This is a genomic window from Streptococcus symci, assembly GCF_006385165.1.
GTDB lineage: Bacteria > Bacillota > Bacilli > Lactobacillales > Streptococcaceae > Streptococcus > Streptococcus symci.
Window position 1 is genome coordinate 183,643 of the sequence record NZ_VFJA01000002.1, and the last position, 15,530, is coordinate 199,172.

General features: G+C 37.6%; 11 protein-coding genes. 1 reads left to right on the forward strand and 10 read right to left on the reverse strand.

Going from position 1 to position 15,530, the window contains the following annotated elements; genetic code table 11:
- Positions 1-126: 126 nt before the first annotated feature.
- Positions 127-1,761, reverse strand: a complete 1,635-nt coding sequence (locus FJN11_RS05570) for a hypothetical protein (protein ID WP_140224264.1) — start codon at positions 1,759-1,761, stop codon at positions 127-129.
- Positions 1,742-2,491 carry an ABC transporter ATP-binding protein gene (locus tag FJN11_RS05575; RefSeq protein WP_000569200.1) on the reverse strand — a complete coding sequence of 250 codons (750 nt, stop codon included), beginning with the start codon at positions 2,489-2,491 and terminating at the stop codon, positions 1,742-1,744. The genes FJN11_RS05570 and FJN11_RS05575 overlap by 20 nt, the downstream gene beginning before the upstream one ends.
- 177 nt (positions 2,492-2,668) lie before the next feature.
- On the opposite strand from FJN11_RS05575, the gene FJN11_RS05580 reads away from it, so the two are divergent.
- The gene (locus FJN11_RS05580; protein WP_140224265.1) at positions 2,669-4,123 is read left to right on the forward strand and encodes an alpha-amylase; all 1,455 of its coding nucleotides are present in this window, start codon (positions 2,669-2,671) and stop codon (positions 4,121-4,123) included.
- Positions 4,124-4,212: 89 nt separating this feature from the next.
- Here the strand turns inward: FJN11_RS05580 and alaS are convergent, their stop codons facing one another.
- From alaS to FJN11_RS05620, 8 genes are all read right to left on the reverse strand, one after another.
- Entirely contained in the window at positions 4,213-6,831 is a 2,619-nt protein-coding gene (gene alaS, locus FJN11_RS05585) for an alanine--tRNA ligase (RefSeq protein ID WP_140224266.1), read from the reverse strand.
- 21 nt (positions 6,832-6,852) lie between these two features.
- Positions 6,853-7,338 carry an LURP-one-related/scramblase family protein gene (locus FJN11_RS05590; protein ID WP_140224267.1) on the reverse strand — a complete coding sequence of 162 codons (486 nt, stop codon included), beginning with the start codon at positions 7,336-7,338 and terminating at the stop codon, positions 6,853-6,855.
- 273 nt (positions 7,339-7,611) lie between these two features.
- The gene (locus FJN11_RS10815; RefSeq protein ID WP_004259830.1) at positions 7,612-7,863 is read right to left on the reverse strand and encodes a hypothetical protein; all 252 of its coding nucleotides are present in this window, start codon (positions 7,861-7,863) and stop codon (positions 7,612-7,614) included.
- A 394-nt stretch (positions 7,864-8,257) separates the two neighbouring features.
- Positions 8,258-8,824, reverse strand: a complete 567-nt coding sequence (locus tag FJN11_RS05600; RefSeq protein WP_049552455.1) for a hypothetical protein — start codon at positions 8,822-8,824, stop codon at positions 8,258-8,260.
- A gap of 48 nt (positions 8,825-8,872) precedes the next feature.
- Entirely contained in the window at positions 8,873-11,779 is a 2,907-nt protein-coding gene (locus FJN11_RS05605) for a type I restriction endonuclease subunit R (protein ID WP_140224268.1), read from the reverse strand.
- A 12-nt stretch (positions 11,780-11,791) separates the two neighbouring features.
- On the reverse strand, positions 11,792-13,144 hold the full coding sequence (locus FJN11_RS05610; protein ID WP_049552457.1) for a restriction endonuclease subunit S: 1,353 nt from the start codon (positions 13,142-13,144) through the stop codon (positions 11,792-11,794).
- Complete coding sequence (locus FJN11_RS05615; RefSeq protein ID WP_140224269.1) at positions 13,137-15,314, reverse strand: type I restriction-modification system subunit M; 2,178 nt, start codon at positions 15,312-15,314, stop codon at positions 13,137-13,139. Before FJN11_RS05615 ends, FJN11_RS05610 begins: the two co-directional genes overlap by 8 nt.
- Positions 15,315-15,467, reverse strand: a complete 153-nt coding sequence (locus FJN11_RS05620; protein ID WP_080978383.1) for a helix-turn-helix domain-containing protein — start codon at positions 15,465-15,467, stop codon at positions 15,315-15,317. It lies immediately after the preceding gene.
- Positions 15,468-15,530 lie beyond the last annotated feature (63 nt).

Below are 15,530 nucleotides of genomic sequence, written 5' to 3' on the forward strand. Positions count from 1 at the left end.
AAAATGGTATACTAATACTAATAAAAACTTAGGAAGTAATTGTGTGAGAATAACAATAAAAGATGCTCTTCCGTCTTGGAGGAGCATTTCTTTTTATAAAATTTATCAATCAAGCGACCAACTATCTCATCTTTTTTCTATTTCTGCCAATATGCGTGATAGGTAGTAACGATAACCAAAAATAGCAAGAGCAAGTAGAAGGATAAGAGCTCCTACTCCCAAGCTGATTGCAAGGACAGGGGAGAGAGACTGAACCAAGAACAAGCTTATAATGACTAAAATCATTAATATAACACTATAAATTAAGAGTAAAACTATTGCTACTATACGATTTGAACGGTTCACCAAGTCCGTAATGCTACTCCAATTGGTTGACAGATTTTTCACATCCTTAAAGTAGTGGTGGCAAGAAAGGATGACACTGGCAAGGGTCCAGACTACAAGAAGGTAAATCATCGAAAGCATGGGCAAGCCTAGATATAGAGAAAGACCAAGTAAAATCAGAACTGGTAAAAAGGACTGGACAGCAAATATAATCCAAAATTTCACTTTCACATAACGAGCGAAGTCAAAGGGTAAACTCTTCAGAAAATCAACATTTTCCCTCTCTAAGGACAAGGCAATTGCAGGCAGGCTGGTGATATTGTTATTGACAACTGCTATAAACATTCCTACAAAAAACAAGGGTAACCAGTATGGAGGATGAATATCTGGAACTATCTGATAATCTCGGAGGTTAGAAATCAGACCAATCATCATGAGATAAGGAAGAAAAGCACTTGTAAAAAGCACAGTAATCACGCCAGTCCCCTGTCCCAAGAGAGAGAGGTTGTAGCGCAAAACCATGCGGAAAAATCCCTTTTTAGTAGTTGAAATCCTCTCCTTGCTGCGACGTTCTTTCTTGACCTTCTCCTCACTGTTAAGCAGAATCACGTCATAAAAATGAGGAAAAACCTTCTTTTTGGTCAGGTAAAGCAAGAAAACAGTTAGAATTATCCAAGCGAGCAGACCCAGGATGGCTTCTGTCGAAAAAGGCTCCACTGCTATTTTGTAAAAGAGATGAATAGGATAAAGAAGAAGTGGAATTTCTTTAGTCTGATTACCTATACCTCTAGAAGTGGACTGGACAAAGAAGACAAATAATAAAGGTATGAGAACCCCTATCCCAATCATCACATTCGCAAAAATAGACTGATACTTTCTAAAAAGCGCAGTTTGAGCCAAGAAATGCACTGCCACTATCATCACTAAAGCCAAAGAGACAAATAATAAGGCCAAGGACAGCAGCATCAAAGGAAAACCCAGCCACAGAGAAGGAGCTAGCCTAATGTAGAGGACTAGAAAATAAGCTAGGATTGGTATAATTCCAGCTAGAGCTGGCAAGAGGACAGACAGACCTTTGGCAATTATAATCTCTGATTCTTTAAAAGCATAGGGCCTATACGATGCCAAGTCCTTACTCTCATAAAAGACATTGTAAAAAGCTGTTAAAGAAGTTGAAAAGACAAGCAGCAGTAAAAAAGAAATCATTCCACTAAAATAAATGGGGTTTTCCTCAAAAGGAAAATGAATGGCTATATTAGTAAAAGCGATGAGCACCAAGAGACTAGAAAAAATGTAAGAACTTAGGACTCTAGCGGAAACATTTACTTTTTTCCCAGGATTTTTAGCTTGCTTCTTTCGTAGGTTAGCCAGATTAGCTTCTTGAGATGAATAGAGGATATTGATATCCACTAATTTTTTAATGACCTTGAGACGCATCTGAAACCTCCTCTTTTCTACCAGCAAGGCTAAGGTAGATACTTTCCAAAGACTGGTCTGGGTTGTCTTTTCTCAAGTCCTCTACGCTACCACAATAAATCAAATGTCCCTTTTTCAAAATGGCAATCCGATCACAGACTTGCTCAGCTACCTCTAGGACATGAGTTGAAAACAAGACCGTCTTCCCTTTTTGTGCATGTTCCTTCATCATTTTCTTCAAATCAAAGGCAGCCTGAGGATCTAAACCAGTCAAGGGTTCGTCCAAGACCCAAATATCAGGATCAGACAATAGTGCTCCGATGACAAAGACTTTCTGACGCATTCCGTGAGAAAGAGTTTCAATAACCTGATAGCGATTTTCAGCAAAATCAAAAACACTCAATAGCCTAGCTAGACTAGCCTCCAAGTCAGAGCTAGTCAGATCATAGGATGAGGCGATCAATTCCCAAAATTCATTAGCTGTTAAGCGTAAAAATAAGTCAGGCGAGTCTGCTACGTAGCCAATCTTTCGTTTGATAGCCAAGCGATTTTCCGATAACTCCTGACCGTCTACCAAAATACGACCACTACTTGGTGAAATGATACTGACTAGAGACTTTATGGTGGTCGATTTTCCAGCCCCATTATGGCCAATCAAGCCCATAATCTCTCCATTTTCAATCTGCAGATTGAGATTGCTCAAAGCCTCTTTATCACCATACAACTTACTAACATTTTGAAATTCAATCATAAGAAATCTCCTCTCTTTATCTATGTAATTCACTATAATTATAGCGCTTTCATTTTAAAAATCAACATTTTATATAAAATAGTCAAAAACTTATTATTCAGTTTTACGCAAACGTTTGAGCTAACCGATACTTTATGATAGAATAAAGAACAAGATTGACAAGTAAGAGGAAACATCATGCAAAATCAAACACTCATGCAGTACTTTGAATGGTATCTGCCCCACGACGGTCAGCACTGGACGCATCTGGCTGAAGATGCTCAACACCTAGCTGATCTCGGTATCAGCCATGTCTGGATGCCACCAGCTTTTAAGGCAACCAATGAAAAAGATGTAGGTTATGGGGTCTATGACCTATTTGACCTAGGAGAGTTTAACCAAAAAGGAACTGTCCGCACCAAGTATGGTTTTAAAGAAGACTATCTTCAAGCCATTCAAGCCCTAAAAGCACAGGGAATTCAACCTATGGCCGATGTGGTGCTCAATCACAAGGCTGCTGCTGATCACATGGAAGCCTTTCAAGTTATCGAAGTGGATCCGGTTGACCGTACAGTTGAACTTGGGGAACCCTTCACCATCAATGGCTGGACTAGCTTTACCTTCGATGGTCGCCAAGATACCTACAATGACTTCCACTGGCACTGGTACCACTTCACCGGTACAGACTATGATGCCAAACGCCGCAAGTCTGGCATTTATCTCATCCAAGGAGACAACAAGGGTTGGGCAAATGAGGAATTGGTCGATAATGAAAACGGTAACTATGACTACCTCATGTATGCCGACCTAGACTTTAAACATCCTGAAGTCATCCAAAATATCTATGACTGGGCTGACTGGTTCATGGAAACGACTGGTGTAGCTGGTTTCCGCTTGGATGCCGTTAAACACATTGACTCTTTCTTCATGCGCAATTTTATTCGTGATATGAAGGAAAAATACGGTGAGGATTTCTATGTTTTTGGTGAATTTTGGAATCCTGACAAGGAAGCCAATCTAGACTATCTTGAAAAAACGGAAGAACGCTTTGACCTTGTCGATGTTCGTCTCCACCAGAATCTCTTTGAAGCCAGTCAAGCTGGCGCAAACTATGACCTTCGTGGTATTTTCACAGATAGCTTGGTTGAACTCAAACCTGACAAGGCTGTGACTTTTGTCGACAACCACGATACCCAACGTGGTCAGGCTCTTGAGTCTACTGTTGAAGAATGGTTCAAACCAGCAGCCTATGCCCTCATTCTATTACGCCAAGATGGCCTTCCATGCGTCTTTTACGGTGACTACAATGGGATTTCAGGACAGTATGCTCAACAAGATTTCAAAGAAGTCCTTGACCGCCTCCTAGCTATCCGAAAAGATTTGGCTTATGGAGAACAAAATGACTACTTTGATGATCCTAACTGTATTGGTTGGGTACGCTCAGGTGCTGAAAATCAATCCCCAATCGCAGTCTTGATTTCAAATGACCAAGAAAACAGCAAATCAATGTTTGTCGGCCAAGAATGGGCTAACCAAACCTTTGTAGATTTACTTGAAAACCACCAAGGTCAAGTTACAATCGATGAGGAAGGTTATGGACAATTCCCTGTCTCAGCTAGATCCGTAAGTGTCTGGGCAGCCAATACAATCTAATAGTTCATAATATTCAAGCCAGGTCCAATCGGATTTGGCTTTTTTGCATTCACAAAAAGACCTACCCAAATGGATAGATCTTTACTTGATTACAATTTACCTGCTACTGCATCCAACAATTCTTGGATTTTAGCTTGGTTGCTTCCTCCTGCCATGGCCATATCTGGTTTACCACCACCACGTCCATCGACGATTGGTGCTAATTCTTTGACAAGGTTTCCTGCATGAAGGTCTTTTATCTTACTTGCTACAAGGACATTGACTTTGTCACCGATAGCAGCAACTAGGACAAGAAGATCAGAGTAGTCTTTTTGTTTCCAGTTGTCCGCAAAGGTACGAAGGGCACCTGCATCTGATACAGAAACTTGACTAGCAATGTAACGGTGACCATTGACTTCTTTAACGTCCTTGAAGATGTCTCCTGCGGCTGCAGCTGCGGCTTTTTCTTTCAACTCAGCATTTTCTTTTTGCAATTGACGAAGTTGTTCTTGAAGTCCTTCTACCTTGTGAGGTACTTCCTTGACTTGAGGTGCTTTCAAGGTTGCTGCGACTGCTTTAAGAGCATCTTCTTGTTCACGGTAAGCTTCAAAGGCTTCCTTACCAGTCACTGCCAAGATACGACGAGTTCCTGATCCGATACCTTCTTCTTTGACAATCTTGAAGAGACCAATCTCAGAAGTGTTGCCAACGTGGGTACCACCACAAAGCTCGATAGAGTAGTCACCGATAGTGACAACACGGACTTCCTTGCCGTATTTCTCACCAAAAAGGGCCATAGCACCCATTTCTTTGGCAGTGTCAATATCCGTTTCAACAGTTTCTACAGCAATGGCTTCCCAGATTTTTTCGTTAACTTGCTGTTCAATCGCACGCAATTCTTCAGCAGTTACTGCTTGGAAATGCGTAAAGTCAAAGCGAAGGAATTCGACTTCGTTAAGTGATCCTGCTTGTGTTGCGTGGTTTCCAAGGATATTGTGAAGGGCAGCGTGAAGCAGGTGAGTCGCAGTGTGGTTTTTCATGACACGGTGACGACGATTGCTATCAATTGCCAAGGTATATTCTTGGTTCAAGGCAAGCGGTGCAAGGACTTCAACTGTATGAAGAGCTTGTCCGTTTGGTGCTTTTTGAACATTTGTCACAGTAGCTACAACCTTACCTGACTCATCCAAGATTTGTCCATGGTCAGCTACCTGTCCACCCATTTCAGCGTAGAATGGCGTTTCCGCAAAGATAAGAGAGGCAGTTCCTTCTGATACAGCTTCTACTTCTACATTGTCAGCCACGATAGCCACCAATTTAGAAGACAATTGGCTAGCATTATAGTTGAAGACACTTTCTACAGTGATGTTTTGAAGGGTTTCATTTTGCATACCCATTGAGCCACCCTTGACAGCTGACGCACGCGCACGTTCTTGCTGTTCTTTCATGGCTGCTTCAAAACCTTCACGGTCCACAGTCATACCAGCTTCTTCAGCGATTTCTTCTGTTAATTCAACTGGGAATCCATAAGTGTCATAAAGTTTGAAGACATCTGAACCAGCAATGACAGATTGACCTTTTTCTTTCAAGTCTGCTACGATGCCTTGGGCAAAGTGTTGACCTGAGTGAAGGGTACGGGCAAATGATTCTTCTTCGCTCTTAACGATTTTCTCAATAAAGTCACGTTTCTCAAGCACTTCTGGGTAGTAGCTTTCCATGATTTTTCCAACAGTTGGAACGAGTTTGTAAAGGAAAGGCTCGTTGATCCCCAATTTTTGACCATGCATAGAAGCACGACGGAGAAGACGACGAAGGACATAACCACGACCTTCATTTCCTGGAAGGGCACCATCACCGATGGCAAATGAAAGAGAACGGATATGGTCAGCGATAACCTTGAAGCTCATGTTGTCGCCATCTTGGTCGTAGACCTTACCAGACAATTTCTCCACTTCACGAATGATTGGCATGAAGAGGTCTGTTTCAAAGTTTGTCTTAGCTCCTTGGATAACTGCCACCAAACGCTCCAAACCAGCGCCCGTATCAATGTTCTTGTGTGGCAATTCCTTGTACTCACTACGAGGAACAGCAGGGTCTGCGTTAAATTGTGACAAAACGATGTTCCAGATTTCGATATAGCGGTCGTTCTCAATATCTTCTGCAAGAAGACGAATACCAATATTTTCTGGGTCAAAAGCTTCTCCACGGTCAAAGAAGATTTCTGTATCAGGTCCAGAAGGTCCAGCACCGATTTCCCAGAAGTTGTCCTCGATTGGAATCAAGTGGCTTGGATCCACTCCTACTTCAATCCAGCGGTTGTATGAATCTTTATCGTCTGGATAGTAAGTCATGTAAAGTTTTTCCGCTGGGAAATCAAACCATTCTGGGCTTGTCAAAAGCTCATAAGCCCAAGTGATAGCTTCGTCACGGAAGTAATCCCCGATAGAAAAGTTCCCCAACATTTCAAACATAGTATGGTGACGTGCAGTCTTCCCTACGTTTTCAATATCGTTGGTACGGATAGCCTTTTGCGCATTGGTAATACGCGGATTTTCAGGGATAATGGTCCCGTCAAAGTATTTCTTAAGGGTTGCTACCCCAGAGTTGATCCACAAAAGAGTTGGGTCATTTACAGGAACCAAGCTCACTGATGGTTCTACTGAGTGACCTTTGGTCGCCCAGAAATCAAGCCACATTTGGCGTACTTGTGCACTAGATAGTTGTTTCATATTGTCTCCTTATTTACTTGTTTAATGTGATTGGCTTTCCAGCATTTCCACATAGTCAATCGCGACACAGAGGGAAATAACTAGGTCTGCATAAGCGTCCTCAAGAACCGTTACGGTATAGGTAGAGGTCAGATGAAAGAGTTCTTTCCTGATTTCCGCAATCAGCTGATCGCGATCATCCAGCAATTTGAAATTCAAATCCCAGATATTGCCCTCGATACGAAGACCTAGATTATCAAACTCATACTTATCTCGCCAGAAGGTCAACTTCTTACGAATGACAAAACTTGAGCCATCCCGAAGCTGAATCTCAAAACGAGGAAGCAAGGTCAAGATTTCTTTACTGATCTGACTGACTTGTTCACCATTAACATCATAGATGGTAAAAGTTTTGGGAATCTTAAAAAATGATCCCTCTACCTGATAGGCGATTTCTCCCCTGTCATCCTTGATAGCGAAGCGTTCGCCTCCAAGACGAAACTTTTGTTTGACAAGAAATGTTTTCATCAACACCTCCAAAAATCAAAAGACAAGTTCATATCACGAAGGGCGAAAAACCGCGGTACCACCTTCATTCAATGAACTTGTCATTCTCTTGTTCTTATGCAATTGTATGATTGAGTAGCATGAATTCCTAGCTTAGATGGCTCGCAGCACCGCCACTTCTCTGGACTAAGACAACTGAAAATCAATTCTCAACTTTCTTATTATATCGTTTTTTTAATCTTGCGTCAACTGGAAATGATTCCTATTTAAATAACCCATTCCCTACATCTCAGATTACTTTTTCAGAATATATTTTTTCTTACTGCTATCACTCTTTTTATCCCAACTTTTATCCCAAAGTTTTGAATTGTTAAAGATAGCTACGAAAATATTTGCAAATATAAAGAACCCTATCACCAAATGTATGGAATCAGTTGTTAGGTATTGTCGATCCAAACCATCCTTTAAATGGAATAGTATAATTGTTTCGTCAACAATCAAAAAGGTTGGCCAATAAAATTTTTTGAAAAAAGTAGATATTTTCATTATTTATTACCGCTTTCTGTAAGGTTAAACTTAGTATACTACTGGGAAAGAAAATAAGCAACTATCATAGAAAAAGATACCGTTACGAAAATTGCCTTCTATTTTAAAAACACCCCACGGTATGAACCATGAAGTGTTATAAATGCTGTATTGTATCTGGTTCTTAACGTTTTGAGAACTGGCTATCTTTACGATCTTTCTTAAGACCTAGTTTGATAAATAAGGGTTTTACTTCATTTCAAAATCCCTCTATAAAAGAAATTCGAGAAATTCTATACTTAAGAATTGTACTATATTTGATTGGAGAGGGAAAATATATATTCTATAATTCATTAGCCACTTTTAAATAATAATTACCGTTTCTCACTATATTATTTAATAAGGTAAATATAGTCTAATTTTTGAAATCCAATTTTTGACAATTTGAAATAATTTCTTCCCAATTATTTGCTGATTTAATGATTTTACATATTTCTGTGTATTTAAGTTTTGTTTTAAATTCACTAAGGGTAATATTTGAATTTTGTCTCATTGTGTCCCAATACTTATCAGCTCCAAGTAAGCCTTTCTTTATCCCTTTTTTATGAAATAATTCATCTTCAGCTTTAACTATATAATTATAAGCATCTTTTAAAACCGATTCTGGTATTTGTACAATCTCTGCAATCCACAACATCAACTGAGGACATCGAATTCTACCTAATTCGCAGTCTTTAAAGCACTCCTTGTCTTTCATCTTGCTAAATTTATATTCAAAATACGCTTCTGCGAGATGAAATTTTTGTGATGGATTAGGTACATTTCCATGTTTAAAATATCCTTCAGCATTTTGACCATATCCCATAAATGATAATTTATCCGCTAAAAATTCACATTCATTAACATCACTGAAATTAATGAGAGAATCTGGAATATTATTAAAATTTTTATTGATTATTGTTTGAAAATCTTTTTGTTTCATTTTTTCTCCATCCTTATCCTGTATCGTTTTCTATATTGTCAATACATCTTATCTTTTCTGTTTCTTCATTATCTCATCAAAAATAATACCACTCAGCCATTCACTGAAATCAGAATTATTTGTCCATTCCCCAAATAATTGCATATTATCCCACATGATTATTCGAAAGACATCACTTAATGCTGTTTCATACTCCCGTTTAATATTTTCTAAATCTGAATTTTTTAAAGCATTTCTAAACTTTTCATTTTTCATAACCATATCTGGTAATTCTTTAATTTGACGAGCGACATTGTCCTTATCTTTCCATTTGATATTACCATAGACATCATTAAAAGTCGTAATGATATTTTCAAGTGAATCTAGTTCTAATCGTCCTTTTCTTCCTGTACCGATACCTAATCCTTCAACAGTTCCATCTTCATCCTCTAAAATGATCGCCATCGTTGTTTTCTTTTCCAGACGGTAGCTTTCCAAGTCAATAGAATCCAAGATCCCCTGTGAAAAATCCTTACCTTTAGGTGTTGGCAGCCGATGAATTAACTGCTCAAAAAAAATAACTTTCTTTTCCCATTCCACTTGACCAATAGAAAGAATAGAAGCTATAAAATTGTAGGTTCTAATGAACGATTTAACTCCACTCTTGAACGCTACTTGCTCTTCCTCAGTTAATGCAACATATCGTTCAACAACACTATCAATGATATGATCAATCTTACTTCTTGAACTATTTTCTAAGAAAAGTTCCACTACTGTATCTACTTCATCCTCTTCATAAACATACATTCCATCAAGTATACCTAACAGATTATTAAGTTTGTTTGGATCTGTTTCTTCTTCCAATTTTGTTTCACGATAATAAGGTTGGAAGGCTTCTTGAATATGTTCTGGTTTGTTTGCAAAGTCGATCACACATGTGTCAATTTTATATTTAGCACTTCTATTCAGACGAGATAATGTTTGAACAGCCTTTACATCATTTAACACCTTGTCAACATACATAGTATGAAGAAGTGGCTCATCATATCCTGTTTGATATTTATCCGCAACAATCAAGAATTTATACTTATCTTCTTTGAATCGTTCTGGTGTTTCTTTATCTGAAAATCCATTCAGGCTTGTTTCTGTAACGACCTTACCTTTGTACTCTTTTTCTCCTGAAAAAGCAATTACTGCCTCAAAACCAGTGTTTGAACGTTTCAATATATCGCTAATAATATTATAGTACTCAATAGCACGAAGAATACTCTGCGTTATAATCATCGCTTTTGCTTTTCCATTTATTTTTGAAGCGACCGAAGTCAAAAAATGATTAACCATTACTTCCGCTTTTTCTCGAATTGGAAACTCTTGCCCCTCAACATAGTTTCTGATTTTATATTGAGATTTCTTTTTATCAAAATCAGGATTGCTTTCTATAGTTTTATAGACCTTATAATAGTTTTCATAATGCGTATAGTTCTTTAAAACATCTAAGATAAAACCTTCTTCAATCGCTTGTTTCATAGAGTAGAGGTCAAAGACACTGCCAAACATTTCAATTGTTTTAGCTTTTGGAGTTGCTGTAAAGGCAAAGAAGCTAGCATTCTCAGGCATTTTTCTTGCTTCAATGAGTTCATTCAAATGATCCTCCATATCTTTATCATCTGTCGAACGGCCTCCTGAGACTGCCATATTGAGAGAAGCAGCAGCTTTACCACTTTGAGAAGAATGAGCTTCATCAATGATAATCGCAAAGTTTCTTCCTTGTAAGTCTGTTCCAATCTTCTCTAGGAGATAAGGAAACTTTTGTACAGTAGTAATAATGATTTTTTTACCATCTGTCAATAAGTTTTTCAAATCTGTCGATGAATTAGCATGACCAACAATACTCTTCTCATCAATAAACTTACGAATATTCGCTTCAATTTGCTTATCCAAATTCAATCGGTCTGTCACAACAATCACAGAATCAAAAGCCTTCTTATCATTGTAGCTCACTTCTACAAGACGATAAGCAAGCCATGTGATGGAATTACTCTTTCCACTGCCAGCACTATGTTGAATCAAATAACGGTTCCCAACACCATGCTCTTTTACATCCTCTACCAAACGAGTTACTGCCCGATACTGATGATAACGTGGAAAAATCAATGCCTCAGTATGTTTAACTTTATCCACTGAAATATAAGCGAAATCACGAATCAGACTGGTCAATGTCTCTTTCTTCAAGAACTCTTTCCAAAGATAGTCTGTCATAGTCCCTGATAGATTGATAGGATTCCCAGAGCCTCCAGTTTCTGTTCCCTTATTAAAAGGCATGAAACGAGTATTTTTGCCATCTATCCTAGTCGTAAAGCTGATGAAATTCTCATCAACTGCAAAATGAGCCATACATCGTTTAAAGGTAAATAATGTTTCCTTAGCATCACGGTCATTCTTGTATTGTTCTTCAGCGTCTTTATATGTCCACCCTGAGCTAGAGGCACGACTCTTAAGCTCCATTGTCATAATCGGCAAACCATTGATCATAATCGCTAAATCCAACTCCAACCCTCGATTCCTGTCAGAATAAGTCAGTTGGTTAGTAACGGCAAAAATATTAGTTTTAAACTCTTCATATGAGCTTAGTCTCTTAGGGTCTAACGCATGATAAAAGATAATCGTCCCTGATGAAGGGTAACACTTAATTCCATTTTTAAGGATAGATACAATTCCTTCCTTACGAATTTTAAAATCGAGTTGCTTGAGAAACTTATCCTTACCTACTGGTGTATCAAGAGATAAAATCTCATACTCACTTGGTTGTGATTTCTGAATAAATTCTAACAGCCTCACTTCATCAAAAGCATACTGCCGATTATAAGCACCTTTCATCTCATTATTATCAATATAGATATACCCGTTCTTCTCCACAAGATATTCAATGATATTGGTTTCTAACTCTTCTTCCATTTTTGTATCCCGTATTCCCATAAAAAGTACCTCCTATTCTTTTATTTCTTCCTCATCTGTTGAGACATCAATGTCCACTTTTTCATAAGATGGAATAACAACGTTACGGACGTCTATCTTACCGGTCACTACCTCTGATATAAGGGAGGTTTTAAGAGATTCCAGATTTGAAATTACTTGATATATTGTCTCATTACAATCTTCAACAGCGATACCAATCTTTTTTATTAGATTTAATACCCTTCTTTGTTCTTCAATTTCTGGTAATGGAACTACAATATTACAAAATTTTTCAGAATATACACGCCATTTCATTAATACAATCCCTTTGCCGTTCTTATACAATTCTGACTTAAATTTATTAGTTCTAAAAAGATAATGATAGTATTCTGGGACAACTTTTGTTAAATCTGGTTTATACACATCATAAGCTGGACTTGTGACTCCATTATATCTAGACACTCCAATCGCTCCCATCCAACACAACATAATATTTACAACAATATCCTGTTCGCAAACGTTTTTATAATTTTCTACAGTTGTGTTTTTATTCCCTGCAGTCTTCTTTACATCCTTATTTCTTATAACTCCGATCTTAGAGTACAAAGAAAGTAGTTCGACTTCATTTTCTGTTAAATGATTTCTCTCATCTCTTAGTTTAAAAATATTTTTAATTTTTATCTCTATCGAATTTCGAGGAATATTGTCATACCAATCTGAGAGGCTACTGTCATTAGAATTATTAAATATTATTTCTTCTATCTTTACTTTTTCCCATTCTAATAACCTTTCTATTTTTTCCGTTTCCAAAGCAATCAATTGATCAATCTCATTAATTTTCCAATCTAGGTATTCTACAATTTTCTTCTGTTCATCAAAAGATGGTATAGGAAGTACATATTTACCAATATTATTCAACGAAACTCCATTACGATCTCCATTAGTAAACATAGAATAAAAAGTATTAAAAGATTCTGAACGTATGACGTAATAAATAAATTTATCACACTGTTCATAAGTTTTTATTGAACATAATTTATTTCCAAATGTTACTTCTTCAGTTGAGAAAGCTACTTTTCTTCCACCACTTCCACCTTCAATACACACAAGAGTAGAACCAGGAGCACTGACTTTAAATCGTGTATCGTTATAAGGGACAAAAATATTAGAGCTATGGACAATACTCATATTTATTGCATTAATATCCGCAGTTGTAATAAATTTTCTTGAATTTTCGTTTGATGAATATTTCCTTTTTTCATCATCTTTTATACTATTTCCTGTTTTGTAATTGGAAATACGTTTTAAGGAACCATAATCCCAATGTTCAGGAACTTTCTCCAGCCAAGGTAGGTCAACTTTCTTATACCGTTCGTACCTATTCATATAACCCCTCCAAAACGCTTGCCATCATGCCATCTGATTGTTTTTCTAACTCTTTGATTCGAGCAACAATGGTTTCGACGCTTTCTAATTGTTTTGGCTTGTAGAAGTACTTGGTGAAGTTTATCTCATAACCAATTTGTGTCTTTTCTTTATTGACAAAAGCATCTGGATGATAAGGTAGTACTTCTTGGGCGATAAAGGCATCGATACCCCCTTTATAAGTCATCGGTATGTTTTCTGTATCAGTTAAATTTGTATCAATGATAACATTCCCTTTACTATCTGTTTGCAACTCCGCATTTTCATCTTTAACAATGATATTATCTAACATCCCTATTGATAATGCTTTTGCAAAGTTTGCACCTTTGATATTATAGGCTTTAAGAGCCTTATTAAAGTTCTTCACAAATGTTGAAAAGTCAAGGTAGAGTTCCTCTTGCCCAAAAGATTGTAATACAGCCAAGTAGGCTTTGATGTTCTCAGTTTTTTTGAGTTCTAAAAGAGCAGCTTTCGTGTCTTTAAGTCCACTATTGGATAATTTAGATTTATCAAGGTTTCCTTCTAAGGCACCGACGGCTGTTAATGTCGCTTCTAATTGTTGAAGGTTAGTTTGATTGAAAAGAACAGCTTGTCTAAGTGGGCGTTCCACTGTCACCTTGTAGTAACCGAAGTCTTCGTTATTGAATATTTTTGAATACTCGCTTTCTTGAAAATTGAGGTATTCATCAAGAATGAACTGACGATTCTCTTCTGAGAGTTCACAGTTTTTCTTACCAAGGTTCTTCCGTAAGGAAGTCTTAATACTGCTGGCATCGATTAATTGGATTTTTCCTTTACGCTTTTCTTCTTTACGATTGCTGAGAATCCAGATATGCGTTGTAATTGGTGTGTTATAGAATATGTTCTCTGGTAACTGAATAATAGCTTCGATAAGATCTTCTTCAATCATATAGCGACGAGCATTACTCGCCCCACTGCCTGCATCACCTGTAAAAAGGGCTGAACCGTTATGTACTTCGAGAATGCGAGATCCTAACGCTGTCTCTTTCATCTTAGCGATATTATTCAATAAGAATAGCAACTGTCCATCACTGACATCTGGAAGCATACGGAAGTCTGCTTGTTCTTTGTAAGATTTGACAAAACGTGAATCCATCACACTTTTTTTAGATTTATCGTCTGTTCCTCCACCCAAGATAGTGAGATCTGTTTTCCAGTTCTTCCCATAAGGTGGATTGGATAGCATAAAGTCAAAATGCTCACCCGAAGTTTGGTCGTAAGATAGGGTTGAGCCATAGAAAACTTTATTTGCATTGGTGTCCCCACCCTTGATCAGCAAGTCGGCTTTAGAGATGGCATAAGTTTCTGGATTGACCTCTTGTCCGAACATGTGAATCGATAGAGACTTGCCTGTTTCTTGAGCAAAAGTCTGAAGTTTTTCCTCTGCTACTGTAGCCATTCCAAGTGTTCCACAGGCTCCATCATAGATAGAATATGTCCCATCTTTCAACTTATCAAGAATCGGTACAACAGCGATGTCAGCCATCAATTCAATAACATCACGAGGAGTAAAGTGCTCCCCAGCTTCTTCGTTATTTTCCTCATTAAACTTACGAATCAACTCTTCAAAAAGTGTTCCCATAGCATGGTTATCTAACCCTTTTTTTATCACTTCACCTTGCGAATTCAACTCATCATAAGGACTAAGATTTAACTCTGATGATGTAAATTTTTCAATGACAGAACCTAGGATGCCTGCTTCTGTCATCTTAGTTAGCTGATTATTGAAGTCAAACTTTTGTAAGATTTCCTTTACGTTTTCTGAGAACCCATTCAAATATTCCTCAAAATTTTTCTTAAGATTTTGACGGTTTGTTTCGTGTTTTAAATCTTTCAGCTGAAATTGTGATGTATTGTAGAATGGCAAGTTCACAGCTGTTGCCAATGTTTTTTCAACATCCCACCCTTCTTGTTCTGCTGTCTCTTTAACTTTCATAATATTCGCTTTTTCTTTTTCGATAATAGTATCAAAACGGCGAATAACAGTCATGGGAAGAATAACATCACGGTATTTCCCTCGAACGTAGACATCTCGCAAACAATCATCTGCAACAGACCAGATGAAACTAACAAGTTTATTGTACTCCAATGCATTATATGAACTATCCATTTAATTATCCTCCAAATTAAATTTTTCAATCGTAATGATATCTCCAATATCACTGTCTAGTTCCCTACAAATTTTTCCAATAACTACTGGAGAAACAGCTTCCCCTTTTACCATTTTTGAAATAGTTGTTGGTGAGATTCTAGTTTTAGCCATTAGATACCTCCAAGAAACGCAAAAAGCCTACTGGATTTTCAGTAGGTTTCAGTCTATATTTTT

What these genes read in the sequence shown, in the direction of transcription:
- FJN11_RS10815 (WP_004259830.1), bottom strand. Translation starts at nt 7,863, where the DNA reads ATGAAAATATCTACTTTTTTCAAAAAATTTTATTGGCCAACCTTTTTG.
- FJN11_RS05605 (WP_140224268.1), bottom strand. Translation starts at nt 11,779, where the DNA reads ATGGGAATACGGGATACAAAAATGGAAGAAGAGTTAGAAACCAATATC.
- FJN11_RS05590 (WP_140224267.1), bottom strand. Translation starts at nt 7,338, where the DNA reads ATGAAAACATTTCTTGTCAAACAAAAGTTTCGTCTTGGAGGCGAACGC.
- FJN11_RS05610 (WP_049552457.1), bottom strand. Translation starts at nt 13,144, where the DNA reads ATGAATAGGTACGAACGGTATAAGAAAGTTGACCTACCTTGGCTGGAG.
- alaS (WP_140224266.1), bottom strand. Translation starts at nt 6,831, where the DNA reads ATGAAACAACTATCTAGTGCACAAGTACGCCAAATGTGGCTTGATTTC.
- FJN11_RS05575 (WP_000569200.1), bottom strand. Translation starts at nt 2,491, where the DNA reads ATGATTGAATTTCAAAATGTTAGTAAGTTGTATGGTGATAAAGAGGCT.
- FJN11_RS05615 (WP_140224269.1), bottom strand. Translation starts at nt 15,314, where the DNA reads ATGGATAGTTCATATAATGCATTGGAGTACAATAAACTTGTTAGTTTC.
- FJN11_RS05570 (WP_140224264.1), bottom strand. Translation starts at nt 1,761, where the DNA reads ATGCGTCTCAAGGTCATTAAAAAATTAGTGGATATCAATATCCTCTAT.
- FJN11_RS05600 (WP_049552455.1), bottom strand. Translation starts at nt 8,824, where the DNA reads ATGAAACAAAAAGATTTTCAAACAATAATCAATAAAAATTTTAATAAT.
- FJN11_RS05620 (WP_080978383.1), bottom strand. Translation starts at nt 15,467, where the DNA reads ATGGCTAAAACTAGAATCTCACCAACAACTATTTCAAAAATGGTAAAA.
- FJN11_RS05580 (WP_140224265.1), top strand. Translation starts at nt 2,669, where the DNA reads ATGCAAAATCAAACACTCATGCAGTACTTTGAATGGTATCTGCCCCAC.